The sequence below is a fragment of the Bacillus sp. J14TS2 genome, from assembly GCF_018333015.1.
Classification (GTDB): domain Bacteria; phylum Bacillota; class Bacilli; order Bacillales; family Bacillaceae_C; genus Lederbergia.
Genome location: NZ_BORE01000012.1, coordinates 74,419 through 96,110 on the forward strand (window position 1 = coordinate 74,419; position 21,692 = coordinate 96,110).

Annotated in this window: 20 protein-coding genes; 1 reads left to right on the plus strand and 19 read right to left on the minus strand. The window is 38.0% G+C overall.

Annotated features, from left to right (window positions below):
* Nucleotides 1–53: 53 nt before the first annotated feature.
* Complete coding sequence (locus KI375_RS18165; protein WP_212974857.1) at nucleotides 54–1,838, minus strand: ABC transporter ATP-binding protein; 1,785 nt, start codon at nucleotides 1,836–1,838, stop codon at nucleotides 54–56.
* A gap of 460 nt (nucleotides 1,839–2,298) precedes the next feature.
* Here KI375_RS18165 and KI375_RS18170 point away from each other — a divergent pair, with 460 nt between their 5' ends.
* The gene (locus KI375_RS18170) at nucleotides 2,299–4,353 is read left to right on the plus strand and encodes a right-handed parallel beta-helix repeat-containing protein (RefSeq protein WP_212974858.1); all 2,055 of its coding nucleotides are present in this window, start codon (nucleotides 2,299–2,301) and stop codon (nucleotides 4,351–4,353) included.
* Between the two features lie 131 nt (nucleotides 4,354–4,484).
* On the opposite strand, the gene KI375_RS18175 is transcribed toward KI375_RS18170, so the two are convergent.
* From KI375_RS18175 to KI375_RS18260, 18 genes are all read right to left on the minus strand, one after another.
* A complete protein-coding gene (locus KI375_RS18175; RefSeq protein ID WP_212974859.1) occupies nucleotides 4,485–6,260 on the minus strand; it encodes an ABC transporter ATP-binding protein in 1,776 nt (591 codons plus the stop codon).
* Between the two features lie 5 nt (nucleotides 6,261–6,265).
* Complete coding sequence (locus KI375_RS18180) at nucleotides 6,266–7,444, minus strand: glycosyltransferase (RefSeq protein ID WP_212974860.1); 1,179 nt, start codon at nucleotides 7,442–7,444, stop codon at nucleotides 6,266–6,268.
* 2 nt (nucleotides 7,445–7,446) lie between these two features.
* Nucleotides 7,447–8,643 (minus strand): glycosyltransferase, encoded by a 1,197-nt coding sequence (locus tag KI375_RS18185; protein ID WP_212974861.1) that lies wholly within the window; start codon nucleotides 8,641–8,643, stop codon nucleotides 7,447–7,449.
* 61 nt (nucleotides 8,644–8,704) lie between these two features.
* The gene (locus KI375_RS18190) at nucleotides 8,705–9,238 is read right to left on the minus strand and encodes an acyltransferase (RefSeq protein ID WP_212974862.1); all 534 of its coding nucleotides are present in this window, start codon (nucleotides 9,236–9,238) and stop codon (nucleotides 8,705–8,707) included.
* A 34-nt stretch (nucleotides 9,239–9,272) separates the two neighbouring features.
* On the minus strand, nucleotides 9,273–9,689 hold the full coding sequence (locus KI375_RS18195; RefSeq protein WP_212974863.1) for an FAD synthase family protein: 417 nt from the start codon (nucleotides 9,687–9,689) through the stop codon (nucleotides 9,273–9,275).
* Nucleotides 9,676–10,860 carry a CDP-glycerol glycerophosphotransferase family protein gene (locus KI375_RS18200; RefSeq protein WP_212974864.1) on the minus strand — a complete coding sequence of 395 codons (1,185 nt, stop codon included), beginning with the start codon at nucleotides 10,858–10,860 and terminating at the stop codon, nucleotides 9,676–9,678. The genes KI375_RS18195 and KI375_RS18200 overlap by 14 nt, the downstream gene beginning before the upstream one ends.
* Nucleotides 10,844–11,917 (minus strand): glycosyltransferase family 2 protein, encoded by a 1,074-nt coding sequence (locus KI375_RS18205; protein WP_212974865.1) that lies wholly within the window; start codon nucleotides 11,915–11,917, stop codon nucleotides 10,844–10,846. Before KI375_RS18205 ends, KI375_RS18200 begins: the two co-directional genes overlap by 17 nt.
* A gap of 50 nt (nucleotides 11,918–11,967) precedes the next feature.
* A complete protein-coding gene (locus tag KI375_RS18210) occupies nucleotides 11,968–12,309 on the minus strand; it encodes a helix-turn-helix domain-containing protein (protein WP_212974866.1) in 342 nt (113 codons plus the stop codon).
* 27 nt (nucleotides 12,310–12,336) lie between these two features.
* Complete coding sequence (locus KI375_RS18215; protein WP_280528659.1) at nucleotides 12,337–13,494, minus strand: aminotransferase class I/II-fold pyridoxal phosphate-dependent enzyme; 1,158 nt, start codon at nucleotides 13,492–13,494, stop codon at nucleotides 12,337–12,339.
* 149 nt (nucleotides 13,495–13,643) lie between these two features.
* Nucleotides 13,644–14,285: an acetyltransferase gene (locus tag KI375_RS18220; RefSeq protein WP_212974867.1), complete on the minus strand. Its 642-nt coding sequence runs from the start codon at nucleotides 14,283–14,285 to the stop codon at nucleotides 13,644–13,646.
* Nucleotides 14,282–14,896 carry a sugar transferase gene (locus KI375_RS18225; RefSeq protein WP_212974868.1) on the minus strand — a complete coding sequence of 205 codons (615 nt, stop codon included), beginning with the start codon at nucleotides 14,894–14,896 and terminating at the stop codon, nucleotides 14,282–14,284. Before KI375_RS18225 ends, KI375_RS18220 begins: the two co-directional genes overlap by 4 nt.
* Nucleotides 14,893–15,060 (minus strand): YwzD family small protein, encoded by a 168-nt coding sequence (locus KI375_RS18230; RefSeq protein ID WP_212974869.1) that lies wholly within the window; start codon nucleotides 15,058–15,060, stop codon nucleotides 14,893–14,895. The genes KI375_RS18225 and KI375_RS18230 overlap by 4 nt, the downstream gene beginning before the upstream one ends.
* A gap of 23 nt (nucleotides 15,061–15,083) precedes the next feature.
* Nucleotides 15,084–16,115 carry a UDP-glucose 4-epimerase GalE gene (gene galE / locus KI375_RS18235; protein WP_212974932.1) on the minus strand — a complete coding sequence of 344 codons (1,032 nt, stop codon included), beginning with the start codon at nucleotides 16,113–16,115 and terminating at the stop codon, nucleotides 15,084–15,086.
* An 86-nt stretch (nucleotides 16,116–16,201) separates the two neighbouring features.
* Nucleotides 16,202–17,404 carry a glycosyltransferase gene (locus KI375_RS18240; protein WP_212974870.1) on the minus strand — a complete coding sequence of 401 codons (1,203 nt, stop codon included), beginning with the start codon at nucleotides 17,402–17,404 and terminating at the stop codon, nucleotides 16,202–16,204.
* Nucleotides 17,373–18,536 (minus strand): glycosyltransferase family 1 protein, encoded by a 1,164-nt coding sequence (locus tag KI375_RS18245; protein WP_212974871.1) that lies wholly within the window; start codon nucleotides 18,534–18,536, stop codon nucleotides 17,373–17,375. Before KI375_RS18245 ends, KI375_RS18240 begins: the two co-directional genes overlap by 32 nt.
* Before the next feature lie 40 nt (nucleotides 18,537–18,576).
* Nucleotides 18,577–19,653, minus strand: coding sequence for an EpsG family protein (locus tag KI375_RS18250; RefSeq protein WP_212974872.1), 1,077 nt, complete (start codon nucleotides 19,651–19,653; stop codon nucleotides 18,577–18,579).
* Entirely contained in the window at nucleotides 19,650–20,495 is an 846-nt protein-coding gene (epsE, locus tag KI375_RS18255; RefSeq protein ID WP_212974873.1) for a glycosyltransferase EpsE, read from the minus strand. The genes KI375_RS18250 and epsE overlap by 4 nt, the downstream gene beginning before the upstream one ends.
* Nucleotides 20,485–21,657, minus strand: coding sequence for a glycosyltransferase (locus tag KI375_RS18260; protein WP_212974874.1), 1,173 nt, complete (start codon nucleotides 21,655–21,657; stop codon nucleotides 20,485–20,487). Before KI375_RS18260 ends, epsE begins: the two co-directional genes overlap by 11 nt.
* Nucleotides 21,658–21,692 lie beyond the last annotated feature (35 nt).

Below are 21,692 nucleotides of genomic sequence, written 5' to 3' on the forward strand. Positions count from 1 at the left end.
GCTTTTTCCCGAAATCCTCACCCCCTTAAATGCTTTTTCCCGAAATCCTCACCCTATGAAATAATCTCCATCTGTCCGGCTAATAGTTTGTGAAACACATTGTTTTTTTCTTGTGATAGTTGTCTGAACCCACCTTGTTGGATCATTTCTCCATGTTCTAAGACAATAACTTGATCCGCGTTCCGGATGGTGGAAAGTCGATGAGCAATCACCAGAATCGTCATTTTCCCCTGCAATTTTTCTAAAGCTACTTGAATTTCCCTTTCACTTTCAGTATCAAGCGCACTTGTCGCCTCATCTAACACAAGAATAGAAGGTTTCTTTAAAATCGCTCGCGCCAGCACAATCCGTTGCCTTTCTCCACCCGAAAGCTTAATCCCTCGATCTCCTATTAACGTATCTAAGCCTTCTGGGAGCTTTTGCACAAACGTAGCAGCAGAGGCAAATTCTAAAGCCTCCCAAATTTCCCGCTCACTTGCCTCAGGCACAACCATTAGTAAATTTTCACGAATGCTCGTATTAAACAAAAATGGGTCTTGCGGAACATAGCCAATCATTTGCCGCAGCGACGGTATATTTTCAGTCATTAAGGGTTTGCCATCTATAAAAAATTCACCCCGTTCTGGTTGATTAAGTCCCATAACGATGTCAATTAAAGTGCTTTTCCCTGCACCTGATTTTCCTACAAAAGCGGTCATCTGTTTGGCAGGAAGGAACAGAGAAATATTTTTTAAGGCAAAGCACTCTTGGTTATAACGAAAGTCAATCCCCTTTAGCTCAATTCCCTTTTCTAATCTAAGAGGGGTTCCCCTTTCACCTTCTATACATTCTACGGATTGTAAACACTCCAACTGTAAGGATTTTACTGCCTTAAAGGATGGTATCGTTTTTGCAATTTGTTCTAAAGATGATTGAATACCCGCTACCCTTGGCCATAGTCGCGAAAAGATAATAATAATAAGCATTAACTGACCAACCTGTGAATGGAACATTTGCACAGTGAAAAAGAGAAACAAGACCATAAATACGGCCGCAGCGATTTTATAATATTGCTGAGAGGTCATTCTTAATTTCGTATATTCTACCTGTTCTTGCTCCATTTGTTTGGTTACAGATAAAAACCACTGCAATCGAGATTTCTCCAAGGTATTACTTTTAATATCTTTAATACCATTGATTTGGTCCGTCATCCCAGCTAGAAAGGTTTTCCCAAGCTCATAATTTTTCTGTCCTAATGTCATGGATCTTTTGAGAAACTTTCGATTCAAAAAAACAATCAGAACCCCTGATAATAAAACAAAGATCGTAATTTTTGCAGATAAGAAAAAAGCAAGAATGATTTGAACGATCGTAAAAATCAGGGAAGCCATAAATTGTAAAAACGCATATGTGCCTCCACTCGTACGAGTAACTTCTGTCAGCAAAAGATTCACGAGATCTGATTTTCTCTTTTGGATAAAAAACTTCCAATTCGATTGGATTACAGCTGTGTATGTCTGGATTCGCATATGACGGAGAAATCGATTTTGAATAATTGCATTTCGAATCATAATTTGTTTCTCTATCAAATTATGTACAATCACAATGAATAGATAGATTCCTAAAATAAGTGGTAAACCGATTGTAATCGAGTCATTTTGAAAAAACTGAAATAAATTTCCAATGGAAGAATCCCCTAAATCAAGTTCGATCAGGCCACTCATGCGAATCATGGGAATAAGTAATAAGATGCCAATACCATCCAATAATCCAATCAGTGACATCGCAATTAAATTTATATAGAGGATCTTTCCTGAAAACAGATGAATTTGCTTTAAAAAATACAATAGATCGCTCATATATGCTTCTTTCCTCCCTTCTTATTTTTCATCAGCAATTCCATATAAAGAACATTAATTTGTTTATTTTTCTATATTAAATACCATTCCCTTTATTTTCGTTCTCAATAGTGAACGACATACCATTACTATATCCCCTCCCGCTACAGTAGTCAACAGTTATTTAGTGAATTTTTCTACTTTATCCCGGTGCAAGCGTCCGTATGACCTACGCTTCAAGACTAGGAGATTTCAAAGAAGTCTATGTGGGGGTAACGGATGCTAACACCCCGCTAAGTCTCACTAACTATCAGTGAGGGATGAAGAAAATCCCATTGAGAGCAGTCTCGCTTTATAAAATCCTCTTTGCACAAGCCGTTACATTCATGCCGTCTCCGAATACCTTACTAAAGAGGGGTTTTTTTGAGCCCTAGCAAACCAAATGGAGGTTATAAGATGAACAGATGGAATCTGAACCAATATGCCTGAGGGGCTGTATTTAATTGAGTTAGATCGTTGGAAAATAAAGAATGATGGAACCGAAGCTAGCCAAACTGCCAAAGGCATTAATGAAGCATTACTTTGGGCAGCCAAACAGGGAAATGCAGAAGCAATTTTACCGAAGGGCACCTATTTAATTGATGAAAATATCCCAATTCAGCCACAAAGCTATATGACTTTCAATCTTGGAGGAGCAACGTTAAGAATAAAAAATAATAACCAATCTAAGTATTCGATCGTGTTGTTTCAAAATAATCGATACGCACGGATCACAAATGGAAAAATCGTCGGTGACCGCCATGACCATGACTTCTCGAGTGGTGGAACTCATGAGTTTGGTGTTGGTGTCGAGCTAAGACATGATGTTGAATACATTACAATTGATAATCTCGAGATTTCCGATTCAACAGGTGATGCCATTTTTGGGATAACCTCTTTCGGTGGCATTGGTGGAAACTTTCCGAAACTAGCTGGGAATATGGAAAGTGGTGGAATCAATACCTCCACTGGGGCCTTAACCGCAGACACAAATCGAATTCGTTCAAAAGTAAGTATTCCTATGGTCTCACAAATTATGAATGCTGGTTACTTTGGCCTTTATGGTGACAGTTATGGCGGGATCGGCAAAGACATTACCACCAACACCTATGATGTAATCTTTTACAAGAGTGATGATACGTTCTTAACCTCTATTCAAAATCTTCATTTCTTCGATGAAGTCGAAGTCCCTACAGATGCTAACTATGCTAAGATCGTACTCCATCAATCCACAGTCCCTTCCACTACCGGGAACACCATTACCATCCGCACTCCCCAATTCCCAAAACATATTTACATTGAAAAGTGTAATCTCCACCATTGTCGCAGATTAGGGATTGCCATTTGTGGCATGAAACATTGCTATGTACGCGGGTGTGCAATTCATCATATCAGTGGAACTTCTCCCCAAGGGGCAATCGATATTGAAGATGGTTATGATATCAACCAATTTATCCATATAGATGGCAACAATTTTTATAATAATAAGAGTTACAATATTATCGTCGTTGCAGGAAAGCATATCAATATTACAAACAATAAAATTCGTGATAACATTTTTACAGTTAATAATGGAGTTGACAAAGCAATTGTTGTAGATAATCACTTTCTACATTGCAGTACCCGTCTTACAGGAGAAATAATTTTTGCCAATAATCACCTCTATCACACTCGAACACTTTTAAACGGAAATGGGAAAGTGTTGGTTGACAGTTGTTCCTTTCATAATAGTCCATTGAATTTTGATAAACAGGAAGCCTATATTGCCCAAGTTAATAATAGTCGTTTTTTATTCGATCAAGATTTTGCCACAGAATCGAGTAACTCAGGTGCTCCTTTGATCTTTAGTACAGAACCTCAAAGCATCACGAATTCTACCTTTGAGGGAAGTGGTCAGCAAGCCTTCACAGTAGTATCCAATCAATCACATAATTGGGTTTTAACAAATGTCTCGTTTCTCAATATTAAACACAAGGAAAATCGAATTACCCCCTTGCCCCCTGGCACTTATCATGGATGTCGGTTTATTAATAGTGGAAGACTACGAGAAAATGCCAGTAATGACGGCGTAAGTAACTACGAATTTAATCACTGTTATTTTGAGTGGGATTCCACCCAGTTATTCTATATGAGACCAGAACAATCGATTGATTTTTTTCAAGTCCATGACTGCTATTTCCTTAATACAAAAGATGTAAATCCCGCCTTTTTTATCGATGGAAAATGGGGAACTCTCCGTTTTTCACAAAATACCTTCTATTTTCCAGAGGGAGACACTCGCTACATGATTGATATCCGTCCGACCGTGGTTGCGGAAACCATCTATTTTACAGATAATATTTTTCAGTCAAAGCAAGGTATGACAAGTGTAAGTGCCGATAAATCACCAAATATCCCTTTATTTTTCAAAGAAAATATATTAAAAAATGCACCCGCTAATTTAAGTAGTAATCACATATCTGACGGGAATATGAACAATACAAAACTGCAGCCGTGATCTGGCCTAACTGCTGATTTTGCCGAAAGGAGAGTTCTCTCCTTTCCAGTTATTTTGCTCCAAATGAACGTATAGATTATTGGTTTTAATATACTCATATTGTTTCTCACTAGTCCTCCGTACCCTCTTTTTTAAATTACAGACTTTTCGATTCCATATTGAATAGCCTCAATACGGCCACGCTTTACTTTAAAAATCCGATCACAATTTTCAATGGTACTTAATCGATGAGCAATGATGATGATTGTTTTTTCTCCTTTTAAACAATCGATCGCTTTCATCATTTCCTGTTCCGTTTGATTGTCTAATGCCGAGGTTGCCTCATCCAGAAAGAGAATTTCAGGATTATGATATAGAGCACGTGCAATGCCAATTCTTTGTCTTTGCCCTCCAGATAGCTGAATCCCTCGCTCTCCAACGGTTGTATTAAGTCCATCAGTCAGATTTTCCACATATTCTCTTAATTGTGCTTGTTCAATGGCTCTCCATACTTCCGTATCATCAATACAAGCAGGATCTATCCCAAATGCCACATTATTGCGAATGGAATCATCCGATAGAAAGATCGATTGCGGAACATAGCCGATTTTTTGTTGCCATGTTTCGATTTGTTGAAAAAGCGGCTTTCCATCCACTAACACCTCTCCTTTCTCTGGCTGAAATAATCCGAGAATAATATCGACAATCGTTGTTTTTCCAGCTCCTGATTCGCCAATAAAGGCAACCGATTCACCAATAGGGATTGTAAGTGAGACATTTTCAATAGAAAACTCCTGTTGATTGGGGTAACGGAAAAATACTTCTTTTAAATCAATACTGTCTTGAAAATATCCTTTGCCCTTAAATGGCGCCCTTGATACTTGATTAAGATTAGTTTCTTGGAAAGGTTTCTCTTCTTTTAATAAATCTTCATAGATAACAGTTAAAGCAGGTTGACTATACTTAATGGTTGTAATCATCGCAACAACACGATTAATTGAAGGCATCAAGCGGAAGGCAGCCATTGAAAATAAAGCCATTGTGGAGACTAGTTGTGATGTATCTGTTCCTTGAAAAATAATCATTAGCATCGTGATCAAAATAACTGATACGAGTAATGTCTCAATAAATAGTCTTGGAATCTGTTCCAACACTTTCATATAACGACTATTATTGGCCTTTATTTGACTTTGTTTCGTATAGGATTGCACAAAAAATGCTTCTTTGCCAGAGACCTTCACTTCTTTACTAGCTCCCAATCCTTGATTCACCCATTTAATCACCGATCCACTCACGACTTGTTGTTCTTTACCGAGAGTACTGATCTTCTTACGAAAGACTTTAAAAAACAAACATACACTTCCGCCTAATAGAATAGAAGCTATCACCGTTGCTTGAAAAGCTGTCACTAAAAGTAAAACAAAAATACAAATAATCACAAGAGCTTCTGTCAATAATTGGAAGGTCGATAATACGATCCCTTGAAATACTCGCGGCACTTCCTCATTTACATTTCTCAGCAATTCTGCTGAATTACGTTGCAAATGGAACGTATAGGGTTTTGTCAAATATCTCTGTAGCAGTCTTTGTGAAAGTCGCACCTGTTCATTGAGAACAATCCGATACTGAATATAATGAAAGAATAAAAGATAGCTATTTTTAAGCATAAAAATCGATAATAATACCACAGTGGCAAAGATCATAAAAGCACTCGTCGATTGAAAGTGAAGCATATCGTAAAGAAAAGATAACAAAGCGTTTTCTTGAATAACAGACGGATTGGTCATCATCCCTACAAAAGGCACAATCAAACCAATTCCGCCTGTTTCAAAGACCGCGGCCATTATCATCATAAAAAGTAAGATAACCAATTTCTTCTTTGCCCTTTTATTAAACAGCATTAGCAACTTATCAATTGTCGTTCTCAATCTATTCACACCTCTATATTACGTTTAATCGAGCATTCAACACATTCTAGCTGTAAATTCCTAATCAGCTTTCTTTGTAATCCTTCATCTGTAATTAAGCAGATGATCGCCTGGTAGATCTGTTCCTCATCAAAATCTGTTAAGAGTCCTGTTTCTTCCTGTTTGATTTGTTCACATGCCCCGGTAAACTTTGTACTAATAATTGGTTTTGACAAGTACCGTGCTTCCGTCAAGGTAATACAAGAGCCTTCATGTCTGGATGGCTGAACATAAATGTCACATTGCTTCATAAATGGGTAAGGATTAATCTTTGTACCTAATAAAATAAAGTCATCTTCAAGCTGGTGCGCTTCAATTAGCTTTTCGTATTCATGTCTTTCCTTACCATCCCCGATGCAATACCATCTGACTTTAAAACCAACCATTTTTAATTGCGCCAACACTCGAATCGCTAAATCTTGCCCCTTTTCTTTACTAAGCCGTCCAACAGTCAAGATCCTCATGCCATCATATGGATCGCCAAAACCAGTTCCTTGAATCGCCATCTCTCTTACTACTTCTTGTGAAACTACATTGGGAAATACCTCTGTTTTGTATCGAAGTGTAGGCATTAGTTGATCTAATCGAGCTTTTCCTTCATGTGAAACAACATAAATTCTTTCAAATTCCCTATATACCTTTGCCGCAAAAAAGCGATTAAATCCAATTTTTGTTACATCAAAATGTATCCATTGGAATTTCCTTTTCGCTTCGATCTTTCGGGCAATAAAAAAGCTTATCAAGTCCATAGGACCTGCATAAGCGATCGCAATATCATACTCTTTTTCAGCTAATGGTTCATTCCTTAAAAGATATTGATACAATAAAGTGCTATCCTTTGTCAATTTACCTATGATAGAAAAGCCTGCCAAGACGAGGGATTGGATAATTTTTCCCTTTTTAAGAGAGTGCCAAGCAGTTACATGTAATGGATGATGGACGATCTGTTTGATTTGTTGATAGTCTGATATATATGTCACCTTGATATCCTTTGGAATTGATTCAAGAAACCCTCCATATTCTTCCAACAGTAACAGCGTAATCTCGTATTGCTCTCTCGGCATTTGCGTCACCATATTGAGCCATGCCTTTTCGGTACCGCCTACATTCATATTAATCAACATAAAAAGGACTTTTTTCTTCATATTTAATCTCCATTAATCAATTGGTAGAATTTCTCTATTTCTTCTATATTTCCTTTTTTCTCAGCTTCAAGATATGCAATAATATCCTTTTGTAATGGCTTATCTGTTATCAGATTCAAAATTCCTTGACATATCGCTTTCGCATCGATATCGACTACCAATCCATTTTTCTTGTCAATCATTTGGTTGCAAGCAGCAGCAAACCTTGTGGTCACAACCGGGATATTGAGTATCCTCGCCTCTGTAATCGCTAAACCAAATCCCTCTACTCTTGATGTTTGCACATAGATGTCTGCATCCTTTATAAATGGATAGGGATTGGCTTTCACCCCAAGTAAAATAAAATGCTCCGATAATCCCTTTTCGGCTATCATCTGTCTTATCTCTTTTTCTAATGGCCCCTTCCCAAGGACATACCACTTAAAATGAACGCCTGTATCTCTCAGTCTTGCACATGCCTCGATCGCCAATTCATAGCCCTTCTGTGCCGAAAAACGACCAATTGTTAAGATTTTAATCCCTGTAAAATCATCATTATAGCTATCTCCTATTTTTATCATATTCGCAATAAATAAAGGATTGATCATATCATAAATGACCTTCATATGGTTTCTAAATTCAGGAAAGGTTTCAGCTAGTATATCCCTAGCATAATCAGAAACAGCCACAATATTATTAAATTGTTGATAATACTTTTTTTGAAATTCCTTATCTGCTGCTTCCAAGGAATAACTTGCATTAACCCAAGCATATTTTTTCTTTGCTGCTACTTTCTCTGCCACATAAAAGGTGGGAATCCCCTGTGCATAACTAATCGCAATATCATATTTTTTTGGTTGATCTTCAATGACTTTGGAGATAGCTTGCCAGAATATCCTTGCCTTTTGCGGGTTCGTATATTTCTTTCCACGAATTCTCACTGAATACTTGATCCTGGAAACGAGCATCCTCCCATTTGAATGTTTCATTGATTGAATGAATGCCTTCTTTAAAGGAGTCTTTGAAAAAAGCGTATATTTTAAGGGTGGGAGAAGATTGACATCCTTTGGTACTATTTCCTCTAATGCTCCCCCATGGCTAAATAATAAAAGGTCAACAGAGTATCTGGAATAATCCAATAGTGATAGTAAAGTAACTAAGCTTTTCTCCGCTCCAGCACATTCGAGGGAATCGATCACAAATAAAAGGCTTTTTTTCATTTTTATACTTTCCTTTATCATATATTCAGTTTCTAATAAACCATCTTAATTTCCCAATCGGTTACTTTATGTTTGCATTGACTTCCCTATTTTCGAGTGGACGAATTTCTTTTGCTGGTACCCCAGCGTATAAGGTATGGGCCTTACAATCCTTGTTTACCACTGAGCCAGCTGCAATAATACATCCATCTCCGATCGTTACCCCTGGGAGGATGGTTGCCCTTGCTCCAATCCAACATCCCTGGCCAATCACAATTGGTTTTCTGTCAGAATCCCCCACCCTCTTGAATGGCCCTCCAATTTTATGACTTGATGTGCAGATTAACACATCAAAGGCGATCGCTGTATTTTCTTGGATCAATACCTTCTCCCAACTATCTATGAAGACATTATGATTTAGAAAAACACCTTGTTCAATGACGAGATTTTTCCCTCTGAAACTACATCCAGATCTAATATTAGCCGAAGCAGTTCTCATCCCAGCCATTTTATATAATAAAAACCGAATCGATTGAGGAGTAAACATTGATTTTCCAAGCGTATTGACAAACAAATTCCATACGATTAATGAAAGATAATATTTTAGCTTCAGCATCTGCTTATTCCTCTTCTTTTTAAGAATGGGCCCTTTACACCTTCATTTTTTCCTTCACCAATGTTGACGACACTCCTTTCGTATATGGAAAATAGACAATTTCCACCCCTACTTGAGAAAGTTTCCTTTCGACTTCACTAAAAAGAGGGCTCCCCCTCCAGTCATCGCCAACAAACATGACATCAAATTGAATCTGTTCCCATGCTGAAAGCTTATTCCGATCCAATTGCGGAACAGCTTTGTCAACATATTTAATACCTTCGATAATTTCCAATCTTTCATGATAGGGGATTACCGGTGATTTCTGTTTATATTCCTTAACAAGCTCATCAGTACTAACCCCAACAATTAGGTAGTCACACTGATCCTTTGCCTTTCTGAGAATATTTAAGTGTCCGACATGAAATAGATCAAATACCCCAGTCGTATAGCCAATTTTATACGGCTTCATTTCTCTTCTTCCCCCCTTCAAAACAAATTTCAGTGATTCGTTCTACTACTTTTTCACTTGCTTTTCCTTCCTCAAATGAGCCCACTTTCTTAAAAAAGGTATGAAGATCAACATGATAATTTTCTCCGTCAAATGAAGCAATTGTTTTCAGTAATTGTTCTTGGTTCTTGGCAATTCGGAATGGGAGTGCTTTTAGATCGAAATATAGTGAACGATCATGTCGAGTATACTCTTCCAAATCCGGAACATATAAAAAGCAAGGTTTCTGAGTTATTCCGTAATCAAACATTAAGGATGAATAGTCTGTAATTAAAACATCCACAATACTTAACAATTCCTGGACATCATCATATTGGGTTACATTCAACACATTTTCATGAGACTCAAGTTTAGAGGATTCCAAAAGTAAATGAGGATGTAGTTTCACTAGAGCCATCCACTCTCCTCCAAATTTTCTACGAAGTGATTGCAATACACTCGCATAATTTAAATCATAAATCGCCAAATCCTCGTTTTTTCGAAAGGTTGGGGCATATAATACAATTTTATAATGTGTAGGGATTCCCAAAGCAGAGCGTATGTTTACTTGTTTGGTAGGGTCCTCTTTAAGCAGTACATCATTTCTTGGTGTTCCTTGTTCAAAGATTTCTCCCCCATACCAAAAAGATCTCTTTAAAATCGCGGTGCTGTACTGGCAACCCGATAATAAGAGATCACATTTTTGTGAATCCTTTTTTGCCATTTCCACATAATTGGCAGGTAAGCTTGCGATTGCATCCTTCTCAATTTGCTTTAAACGCAGGGAGCTATGCCATGTTTGGATGTAATACTGACCCTTTCTCTTCCTAAATAAATTTGTTGTACGGAAATTCGTAATGATTACTTTGGATGTACATATTTCATAAAAGTAAGAAATGGACATCATCTTAACCTTTCTTATCCCCTTTATATCCTTTATTTTCGTTGGTTCCGAAAAGGCCCAGACAATGTCAAACTTGTCTTTAGGAATATGTTCGATTATATATTCCGTAATATATTTAGGATTACACCCATATTGACTCCCATAATAACTAAAAAAGAAGAGTTTATTCTTTTTAATAGGAAGGAACTGGAAAAAATATTGAATCACGAAGATAATGTGTTTTTTTACTCTCTCAACCAATCGACTCATTGACTTCATCCCCTTCTTTAAAGTGAGAGCGCAGGTTCATTCGTTCCAGCCCAGGTGGCTTCTGTAAGATTCGTACTTTCCTTAAAATCTTCCGTATAACGAGAAAACAGATATTTAGATAAGGATGAATGGTGAATAAAGTTAATTGTCTTTTTAAAGCAACATCTAAATTTACCGCCTTTTTAAATTGAGGATTGTTTTCCTTAATATACGCATAAATTTCTTTCTTTCGTATGTGTGCTTTGTCTTTTCTCCCCTTCATCACTAATAGATTATAGTGAATGAGTGCAGTCTGTATGATCAGTTTATACGATTCTGCTTGCAGTTCTGGGTAATATTGTTCAACAAATTGATGTCTTTCTTTTAAAGCGTCCAAGATATCTAGATTTTTTGGCGTATAGTTGGAAACAATGCTATTTTCTCTTTGGTAGTAGTAACATAGAGGTTCGTGAACCATCACATAGGTCTCGACTTGTTGCATGACGTGATGGGCCCAGAATACATCTTCAAATAGTACGCCTTTTTTGAATGGGATATTCTGAATCAGTTGCCTTCTATAAAGCTTTCCCCAAGCGAAATTTTTGACCTTGTCGTTTCTAATTAACTCCGCCATTAATTGATTATTCGTTAAAATGGTTGGAGCGTCTTCCTTTGCATAAAAGCGAGAGTCAGACAATAAATGGTCTTTATAGGCATAATAAAAAGCCGATTGAACAATATCAGCTTTATACAAGGAAGCAGTATTGACTAATGTACGAATCATATGTCTTTGCAGCCAATCATCACTATCGACAAAGAGGATAAATTCCCCGCTAACATATTCCATCCCAGCATTTCTTGCATCTGATAACCCGCCATTTTCTTTATGAATAGAGATGATGCGTGGATCCTTCGCAGCATATTCATCAACAATTTTTCCAGATCGATCTGGAGAGCCATCATTGACTAAAATGATTTCTAAGTTTGGATAGGTTTGCTCGCAAATACTATCAATACAGCGATGGAGATATGCTTCTACCTTATAAATCGGGACAACCACACTTACTTTTGCTGACATATCGACTCCTCTATTTCTTTTTAATTTATTCATTGAATTTCCGGGAGCTTTCACTCCTCTGATTGTTCGTTCTTCCATTTTATAAATTCAATCAAGGTTTTATATTTTTGAATTTCTTCCTTCTCAATGCCAGTTTCTTGCAACTCGTATATAAATTTGACCCATTCTTCATCCAATTCTTGTGATTTTACTCTTTTTGAAGATGATAATAACGAGCGCACATCCACCCCCAATACTTCTGCTATTTTTTCCATCACTTGAATGGAGGGGTTCTGATTAACATTTCGTTCAATATTACTCAAATTTGATTTGGCTATTCCAGCGCGTTCTGCTAGCTCCGTTAGTGTGAGTCCCTTTTGTCTGCGAATCTGCTTGATCTTTTTCCCTATCATATTCGTACCCCATTTACCTGAATGATTCTAAGCATGTTTCAATGTATATTTAAGACAATTTACCACTCTTCGTATTTCTTCTTCAGATAAATTGGTCCCTGAAGGTAAGCAAATGCCCGTCAAAAATAATTGTTCAGATACGCTCTGATTTTGATGTGGATAGTAAGGGACTCCTTCAAATAATGGTTGGAGGTGAAGGGGTTTCCATACTGGTCGTGCCTCAATATTTTCCCTAGCAAGTGATAAAAGGAGAGCCTTTGAAGCAATACCTGTTTCTTTTTCGTTTACTGTAAAGGTTGTAAGCCAACGATTGGAATGAGAATAGGCCAATTCAGGCATCATTTGAATCCCTGGTATCTTCGACAATTCCTGTTCATATCGTGAGAAAACCCATCTTTTGGCTTGAATCCTTTCCTCTAAAACTTCCATTTGCGCTAGACCAATTCCAGCTAAAATATTACTCATTCGATAATTATAACCAATCATACTGTGCTGATAATGAAGAGCAGGATCTCGTGCTTGTGAAGCTAAAAAGCGAGCCTTTTTTAAAGCTGTTAAATCATCGGATACAAGCATCCCCCCACCCGATGTCGTAATAATCTTATTCCCATTAAACGAAAAAATCCCGAATTTCCCGAAGGTACCACTAGGCTTCCCTCGATAACTTGAACCAAGTGATTCAGCTGCATCCTCAATCATCGGCACCTCATATTCCTGACATATCGAGGTGATTTCATCCATTTTTGCGCTTTGTCCGTACAGATTGACGACAATCACAGCTTTTGGAAGCTTTCCAGTATGAGAAGCCTGTTCAAACGCGACTCGAAGGGCATGTGGTGACATATTCCAAGATTCCGGTTCAGAATCGATAAAGATTGGCTGTGCGCCTTGATATAGAATGGGATTCGCACTGGCAACAAAGGTGAGAGAAGAACAAAACACTGTATCTCCTCTCTCCACTTCTAACAAGGCTAGCGCTAAATGAATTGCCGCTGTTCCTGAACTGACGGCAACTGCCCCTTTTACATCCAGATATTGAGCCATTTCCTTTTCAAAAGCATCGACATTTGGTCCAAGTGGCGCTATCCAATTAGATGTAATCGCCTCCTGAATACACCCTAACTCCTTACCAGATAAATGCGGAGGAGAAAGAAAAATTCTTTCGCTCACTTTCGATTGAATCATTTACGCACCTCCATTCATTATTAATATGTGTTAAAAAAGGACCAAGTCGGTTAAAGTTGCTGAAGTCAATCACAAACACTGACATTAGTACATCCTGTACGTCGAAAGTTCGAGACAGGACATGTCGGTACTTGGTCGAAGTATCATTTTTACTGGACTTTTTTAACATCCTTTTTAATCATTGCTGGTACTCCCACTGCTTTACTAAAGGAAGGAATAGCGTGGATGACAGTCGCTCCTGCGCCAATCACAGACCATTCACCGATTTTGATCGCAGGAATAATCGTAGCGCCAGCCCCTACTTGTGCCCCTTCTCCTACTGTGACATTTCCGGTTAGGGTTGAAGATGGAGAAATATGAACATAATCACCCACCTGACTATCATGTTCGATCACTGCATTCGTATTAATAATCGTATGATTGCCAACGCGTGCATCAGCTTGCACAACAGCATGTGCCATAATAACAGATCCATATCCTATTCGGGCTGTTGAACTCACCGTTGCTGTAGAGTGGATCAGTGTGACATATTTGTTTTTTGGCAGTTGCAGTCTGTTTGTGATTAATTGTCTGACCTTGTTATTGCCAATTGCAATAAGAAATTGAGCTTCAGGATACATCTCTAGCATTCTTTTAAAGGCAAAAATGGGGCCAATGTATTGGCCATGCTTTCGTTCCAATACTTGATTTTTATCATCTAACGAAGCAATGATTTCATGATCTGGCTGGGAAGCTACGAGATCATAAATCACCTTACTATGACCACCTTGACCAATCATCACTATTTTCATCCATGTCCCTCTTTCAAAGTAGACTTTGAACCTTTAAATGTCTCCACTGTGACATTCCCCGGTTGACTGACCCCCTCTGATTGGATTACCTTCTTTAAAGTCAACATAAGAATCTTGATATCTAGTAAGAAGGATTGATTCTGAACATACCAAACATCTAATTTAAATTTCTCCTCCCAGCTAATGGCATTTCTCCCATTGATTTGCGCCCACCCTGTCACTCCTGGCCGCACAAGATGCCGCTGGGCTTGCTCCTTTGTGTATAAAGGTAAATATTCCATTAATAACGGACGTGGGCCGACCAAGCTTAATTCTCCTTTTAATACATTCCATAATTGTGGCAATTCATCTAAGCTAAATTGGCGCAAAAGTAAACCGAAACGAGTAAGCCTATCTTCATCAGCTAATAAACTTCCCTGCTCATCCCTTTTATTTGCCATAGTACGAAATTTGTATAGACAAAATGGTTCTCCATTTAATCCTGGTCTGATTTGAATGAAAAAAATAGGGCCGCCTCCTGTCAGCTTGATGACTAGACCAATCAGCAACATGAGGGGAGAAAAAAAGAGAAGCAGGAGGAGAGCACAAATGAAGTCAGTCAGTCTTTTCATTTGGTTTCCACACCTAATTCTCCTTTTTCTTTAACCGTTATAAGTAACCATTTTAATTGAATTAGTTTAATAATATCCTCTAATTTAATGGTTTCACACTCTTCTCCTGCTTGATAGATCTCCTTTAGTAATTGCTTGAATTGCTGTGATGAAAGACTTTCCATTTGCTCCACTTCTCCTTCAAAATTCACTTCATATCAATGGCTTTTTTCTCATAACCATTCGGATTTCGTATTTGCCAATGCCAAGAATCTCTACACATGTCTTGAATGCCTTTTTGCGCACTCCAGCCGAGTTCCCGTTTCGCTTTTGTAACATCAGCAAAACATACAGCAGCATCACCTGGTCTGCGCTCTACGATTTTATAAGGTATCTTTACCCCTGAAGCTTGTTCAAATGCTGTAACTAATTCCAATACACTATAGCCCTTACCAGTTCCCAGATTATAAGGCTCCACTCCTGTTGTTAGCAGCATTTTTTCTAATGCCTTGACATGACCTTTAGCAAGATCGACAACATGGATATAATCGCGAATTCCTGTTCCATCATGGGTGGGATAGTCAGCACCAAAAATAGAGAGCTCCTTTCGTTTTCCAATTGCTACTTGAGTGATATACGGCATGAGATTATTCGGAATTCCTTTTGGGTTATCCCCAATCTCCCCACTTTCATGAGCGCCAATTGGGTTAAAATAGCGTAAAAGGGCGATGCTCCAGTTTGAATCTGATTGATACAGGTCCCTTAACATTCCTTCAATGAGCAATTTTGTTCGTCCATAGGGATTCATTGCCCACAAATTAGCACTCTCACAAACTGGGACTTGCTCAGGCATCCCATAAACCGTTGCAGAAGAGCTAAAAACTAAATTTTTCACATCATATGTCTTCATCATTTCACATAAATAGACGGTACTAATGATATTTGTTTGATAGTAGGATAAAGGAAATGAAACAGACTCTCCTACGGCTTTTAATCCAGCAAAATGAATGACGGCTTCAATGTCATTTTGCCGAAACACAGTTTCTAAAGCTTTTTCATCCAGCAAATCGACTGGATACACCTTAAAGGCTTTACCTGTAATGTCCATCACCCTTCTTAATGATTCAGGATGACTATTGCTGAAGTTATCCAGCACCACTACTTCATAACCTGCTTGTAATAATTCAATACATGTATGACATCCAATATAACCTGCTCCGCCTGTCACAAGAATGGCCACTTTATTTTCCAACCTCCTTTGAGAGGATGTGCCGTCAGCTTCTATAGCCGACTGGTTCTTTTGATCCTCCTTTTTGAACACACTTTTCATTCTTTCTCGATCAATTGATAAAGCTTCTCGATTTCTGTTTCATTCCCATAGTCTGTTTGGATGGTGTTATCGATCAACCGCTTCCTAAGATCCTGATCATCAATCAATCGCTTAACTCCATTGACAATCCCCTCAATCGAAAGTGGTGTCACCCACCCATCAATACCATGCTGAGTTTGACTTTTGGCTGTTGGAAAATCCGTTAACACCACTGGTTTTCCTAGTATTTGCGCCTCACGAATGGTGACCGCTTTTCCTTCATAGCGTGATGGCTGGACGTAAAGATCGCATGCTCGAATATATGGATATGGGTTGACTTTCTTCCCTAATAAGAAAAAATGTTTTTCGAGTCCCAATGTATGAATCAGTTGCTGTAATTCTTCTGCAAGTGGTCCGTATCCGACGACATACCATTCCAGCTTATATCCCTGATTTATTAATTCCCTGCAGGCATGGATCGCTTGATCGATCCCTTTCGCATGGGAAAGGCGTGCTACTGTTAAGAGTATCGTATTCCCAGGCCCCCTCTTAATCTCATCAGGGGTCGCAGCCAGAGCTTTGGCCTTAATCATGGCTGGAGATAAAATGTTTTCAATGACTTTCATGTTGTCCTTATAGTACGGAAATTGCTGTAAAAACGTATTCCCGCAATCCTCGGAAACGGCCACAATGTTATCCAGTCGATTCCACATGCGTTTCTCTAATGTTTTATTTATATGAATATGAGAGTAGTCCGTATGAATCCAACCAATCTTTTTCTTTGCTTTCACCTTTTGACCAATAAAATGATGGGGCCAAAGAAAACTGATCGCCACATCATACATGGGCTCAACCCTCGGTAAAAACGCATTCGTCCATTCCCAACCATACTGAATCGTTAAATAGTCTGGTTCATCCATTTTTTTAAATTTTCCATACAGGGTGCTAAAGGATTTGGCTAACAACCTAGTGATGGCAATCGGAATATAACCTTCTTGGGCAATCTGCTTAATTGACTTCCGAAAAGTTGCATAGCTTGGAACCTCTTGTAAAAGCTGGGGCCCCTCTGGCAAATAGGAGAGAAGTTCCCCTTCATGTCGAAATAGAAGCAGGTCCACATCATATTGTTCATAGTCAATTTGCTGCAGCAAACCAATTAAGCTCCGTTCCACTCCCCCAATTGCGAGATCAAACGAAGTGATTAAGATTTTTTTCTTCATCTTGTTGGACCTCGATCCCATATAAGGCTAACCAATCTTGAATATTGTCTTGAATATGAAACCCTAATTTCTTTATATTTTCTATAATCTCAATGTTACTCAATCTAGGCATAAGCAAGGATGACTGAATCTCTTTCGTCCAGATTTCGATGGATTCATGAAGACTAATATACTTCACTAAACCAAGACCCATGTCGGTTTCTTTGGGAACGGAAGCCGAAGCAATACAAGGCGTTCCTGCACTTTGTGCCTCGATCATCACAATCCCAAACCCTTCGAAGCTGGAGGGAAAGAAAAAGGCATCGAAGGCATTCATCAGTCGAGGAATATCAGCTCTTACACCTAAGAAGCGAATACGTTCGACCATTCCTTGCCTCTGTGCCTCTTCTTCAATACTTGCTCTTAAAGGACCATCCCCTACCAAAACAGCAACAAAACGATCATCCTCTTCTACTAACGTTTTCAATACTTTTAGGAGGAAAAGATGATTCTTTGATTCTGAAAAACGCCCAACATGGCCTAGCAGAACGGCATCGTCGGCCAAATTAAGTTCCTTCAATACACTCTTCCTATTCCATCCATCTTTATTTATATACTCACAAAGGTTAATTCCATTCTTTAATATTTTCACCTTATTATGGTTCCTTGGACCAAATAAAAATGCAGCCGCCTCTTCACTACAACTACATAAATTTGTAGCAAAAAACTTAATGAATAGTTGGAGAATTTTTAACATCAGTTTCTCCTTTAATACACCTTGCTTAGGCCAATTATTACTATGTGAATGGCATATCCTTTTTTTGATTCCACAAATTTTTGCTGCAAATGCTGGTATCCCACTCTGGTAATCTGTATGTGCATGAATCGCAATATATGGATGGTGGGACATGATGTCTCTCAACTTTCGGATATATTTAATTGGACCAATTTCTCCTAGGCTTGGTATATAAAATAATTCACCTCCCAAGGAACGAATCTCTTCATCATAGTCAGCCTGACGATGAGTAATAAAATCAAATTGAATGTTTGCATGATCGATGTTTCTATAAATATTCATTATCAAAGATTCAGTCCCTCCGCGCCCCATGGCACTGACAACGTGCAGGATTCTTTTTGGTTCTTTCTTCTCCATTCTCCTACTCCCTTCCAATTTAGGGGATACCTCGACTTCCTTAAAAAAAGTTCAAAATATTACTTTTATATATGGTTTGTAAATTAATAACATTTTCATAGAAATAATATAAAAAGTAGCAAACAATAAGAGAAAAGTAGATAACTCTTTGGTCTTCTTTTCTAAATAGCTTTACAATCCAGGAAATTAAGATTAGTTGATACAATGAAAAGTAAATTGAAAACCTTGCGAAAATCCAATTTTGTGTTGAAATAATCATAAAAACAAAGCCAATTAAGGCCATATTGACTATATAATCACTGCTTGGAAAGATTTCTCGAAGCTTATCTCTACCAAGAAAAGCAATCAATAATGGTACTGCATCAACGACAACACGAACAGTATTCGCCCCACCTTCATGAAACTCCGAATAATGTCCATATTGGCTATCTTCAATGGCTGTAAATAATAGATCTGAAAATTGCTCATAGCCTACGACAATAATGATAGAGAAAACTAATAAAATATAGGTCGCTTTTGACCATGCCTTATATCTGACAATAAAGTAAATGGGGATTAGTATGAGTGCACTCTGATGAAAAGTGGAAGCAATCAGGACAATAAGAAAATACCTTAACCACTTTCCTTCCATTAAATATTTTGTTCCTGTAAAAATGATCGCCGCAGCTAAAAGTTGTCTGATGCCATTCATGGACACAAGAAATAATCCACCAGTAATATAAACATACGTACTGATCTCAAACAATCTCGAATATTTAGCTAAGACACCTACAATTAAAACATTCGTCAACAGGGCTGTTGTAAAGATCATCATTTGCGGATCATCTGAAATCTTCTTTAAAAGCATTTGTAGAATGCCAAATCCGATATCCTTTTGAGATAAAATATACTCCCATGTAAATTCATTTGTTTCGTAGATCGATTTATATACGTACGTATCACCAATATTGCTTCTTAATCCTGATACAATGACTAATAAAAATAAGCTACCAAACATTAAAGATTTATTTAATTGAATTGGAACCGATGATAATGTTCCGAACACTGGTTTTGCAAAATATCTGGAAAAAAGCGAAAAAAAATATACTAAGGCAAAGTTGATCCAAAGTACCGTCATAATTGCTCCTTTATATTCCTGCTTCGTATATACTTCTCATCTCGATGCTGATAATACCTCTTCACTATAAACCTTGGGGCAGCCCCTACAATAATCGGCTTAAAGATATATACATAATATTTCAGCGGGAGCTTCAATCGATAACACCCTCTCAATATGAGAAAAGCATGATCCAAAGAATAGTTGAATTTCCTTCTTTTTAATGCGTTTCGATCTTCCTTCACTTTATATAAAGCTTCCTGTAAATTGTACCCCCTATAACCAGCAGCAAAAAATCGGATCCACAACTCATAATCCTCTGCCCTTCTCGTTCGTTTTGTTACGCTATACCCGTTTAATTGTTCATAGCCCTCTTTCCGCATCATGATCGTCGCATGCATAAAGCTCTGATTCATCGGGAGATCTTCTTTTTGAGGTTCTAATTTTCCAATTCGAACCACTCTTTCTCCATGTTCATCAAAAGGAATCATCCCCGCACCCACGAGCATATAGTCAGGATGCTGATCCAGAAAAGCAACCTGCTTCTCTAATCTTTCAGGCACTGATAGATCATCACCATCTTGTCTCGCGATATATTCACCCTGCACAACCTTAAGACAATGGTTTAAAGTAGCAGCAAGTTTTAAATTCTTTTCATTTTTTAGTAGTTTAATCCTGTTCGGATATAATGTTGCATACCGCTCTGCGATTTCATAAGAATGGTCTGTTGAGCCATCATCGCAAATAATAAATTCCCAATCTGTATAGGTTTGATGAAGAATGGACTCAATACTTTGTGGTAAGGTTTCCGCACAATTGTATATCCCCATGATGACAGAAACCTTTGGATGGTCATTGGGCATTGCGAATGTTCCCCCTCCTGTTCGTTAACTTATCCCGATCTAATAATATATAGTGCCATAAGGTCGTTTGATTAAAATGACTGCGAGAGAATAGGTAGGCACTCCTTCCCATTTCATCGCATAATTTTTGATCGAAAAATAACTTTTCCATTGCTTCCTGAAGTGGTTTAATTTTTCCCTTTTCTACCACCAACCCTGTCACATCCTGTTTCATGGCATTCGTGGGACCAGGTATATTAGTCACGATCACAGGCACTCCCATGATTTCAGCTTCAATGACAACACTGCCAAAACCTTCACGATAACTTGGTAAAATAAAAACATCCATTGTCGCATAATACTTTTCAATTTCATGGATATATCCGCAGTAAATCACATTCTTACATTGCTTCGACCATTCATAAATACCCGCTTCTATCGAGTTTATTTGATCTTTCGGTCCGGCAATAAGTAATTTTACATTGTTAGCTTTTTCATTCATCTTCTTAAAGGCATGAAGCAGCTCATTTATCCCCTTATCTTTATTTATTCTGCCAATAAATCCATAAACGAAATCATTCTCAAGGATTCCATAACGCTCTCTAATCTCAGCTTTCCAGACTTCCTTTTGGTGGATATCAAACCTCTTTGTATCAACACCGTTTGCACTTCCGTTCCAAATAACTCTACTTTTTATCGATGAATATAACCCCTCTTTCCTTCCAAATAGTAAATTCCCATGACTATCTGGTTCAATCTCTGTTGAAAACTGACAGGTTACCTTTTCTATCCTCTTTAACAATTGCCTCATCCATCCTTGGTACCCGACATAGCGAATTCCCCATTGACAATAAAGGCGAACAGGTATCTTAGCCATTCTGGCGGCAATGGATGAATAAAATGCGGCGTTCGGTGTTGAATATTGGACAATATCATATTTCTCCACTTTGAAAATTTTATACAAATGCCAAATACTTTTGAACATCCCAATTCCCTCAAATCCACGATTCATGGCTACTGGTCGGTATTGAATACATTTCGGTAATTCCTTCGCCAAATTTGAATCCGGATCGCAAATAACCGTGATATGATAGCCATTTCGGCTTAGGAACATTAACTGGCTGATCAAAAAACTCCTTACAGTAATGGAGGTCGTTGTGACAACACAAAGTTTTTTATTCACATTTCTCACCTAATAGTTTTTATTTTATAAAGTGA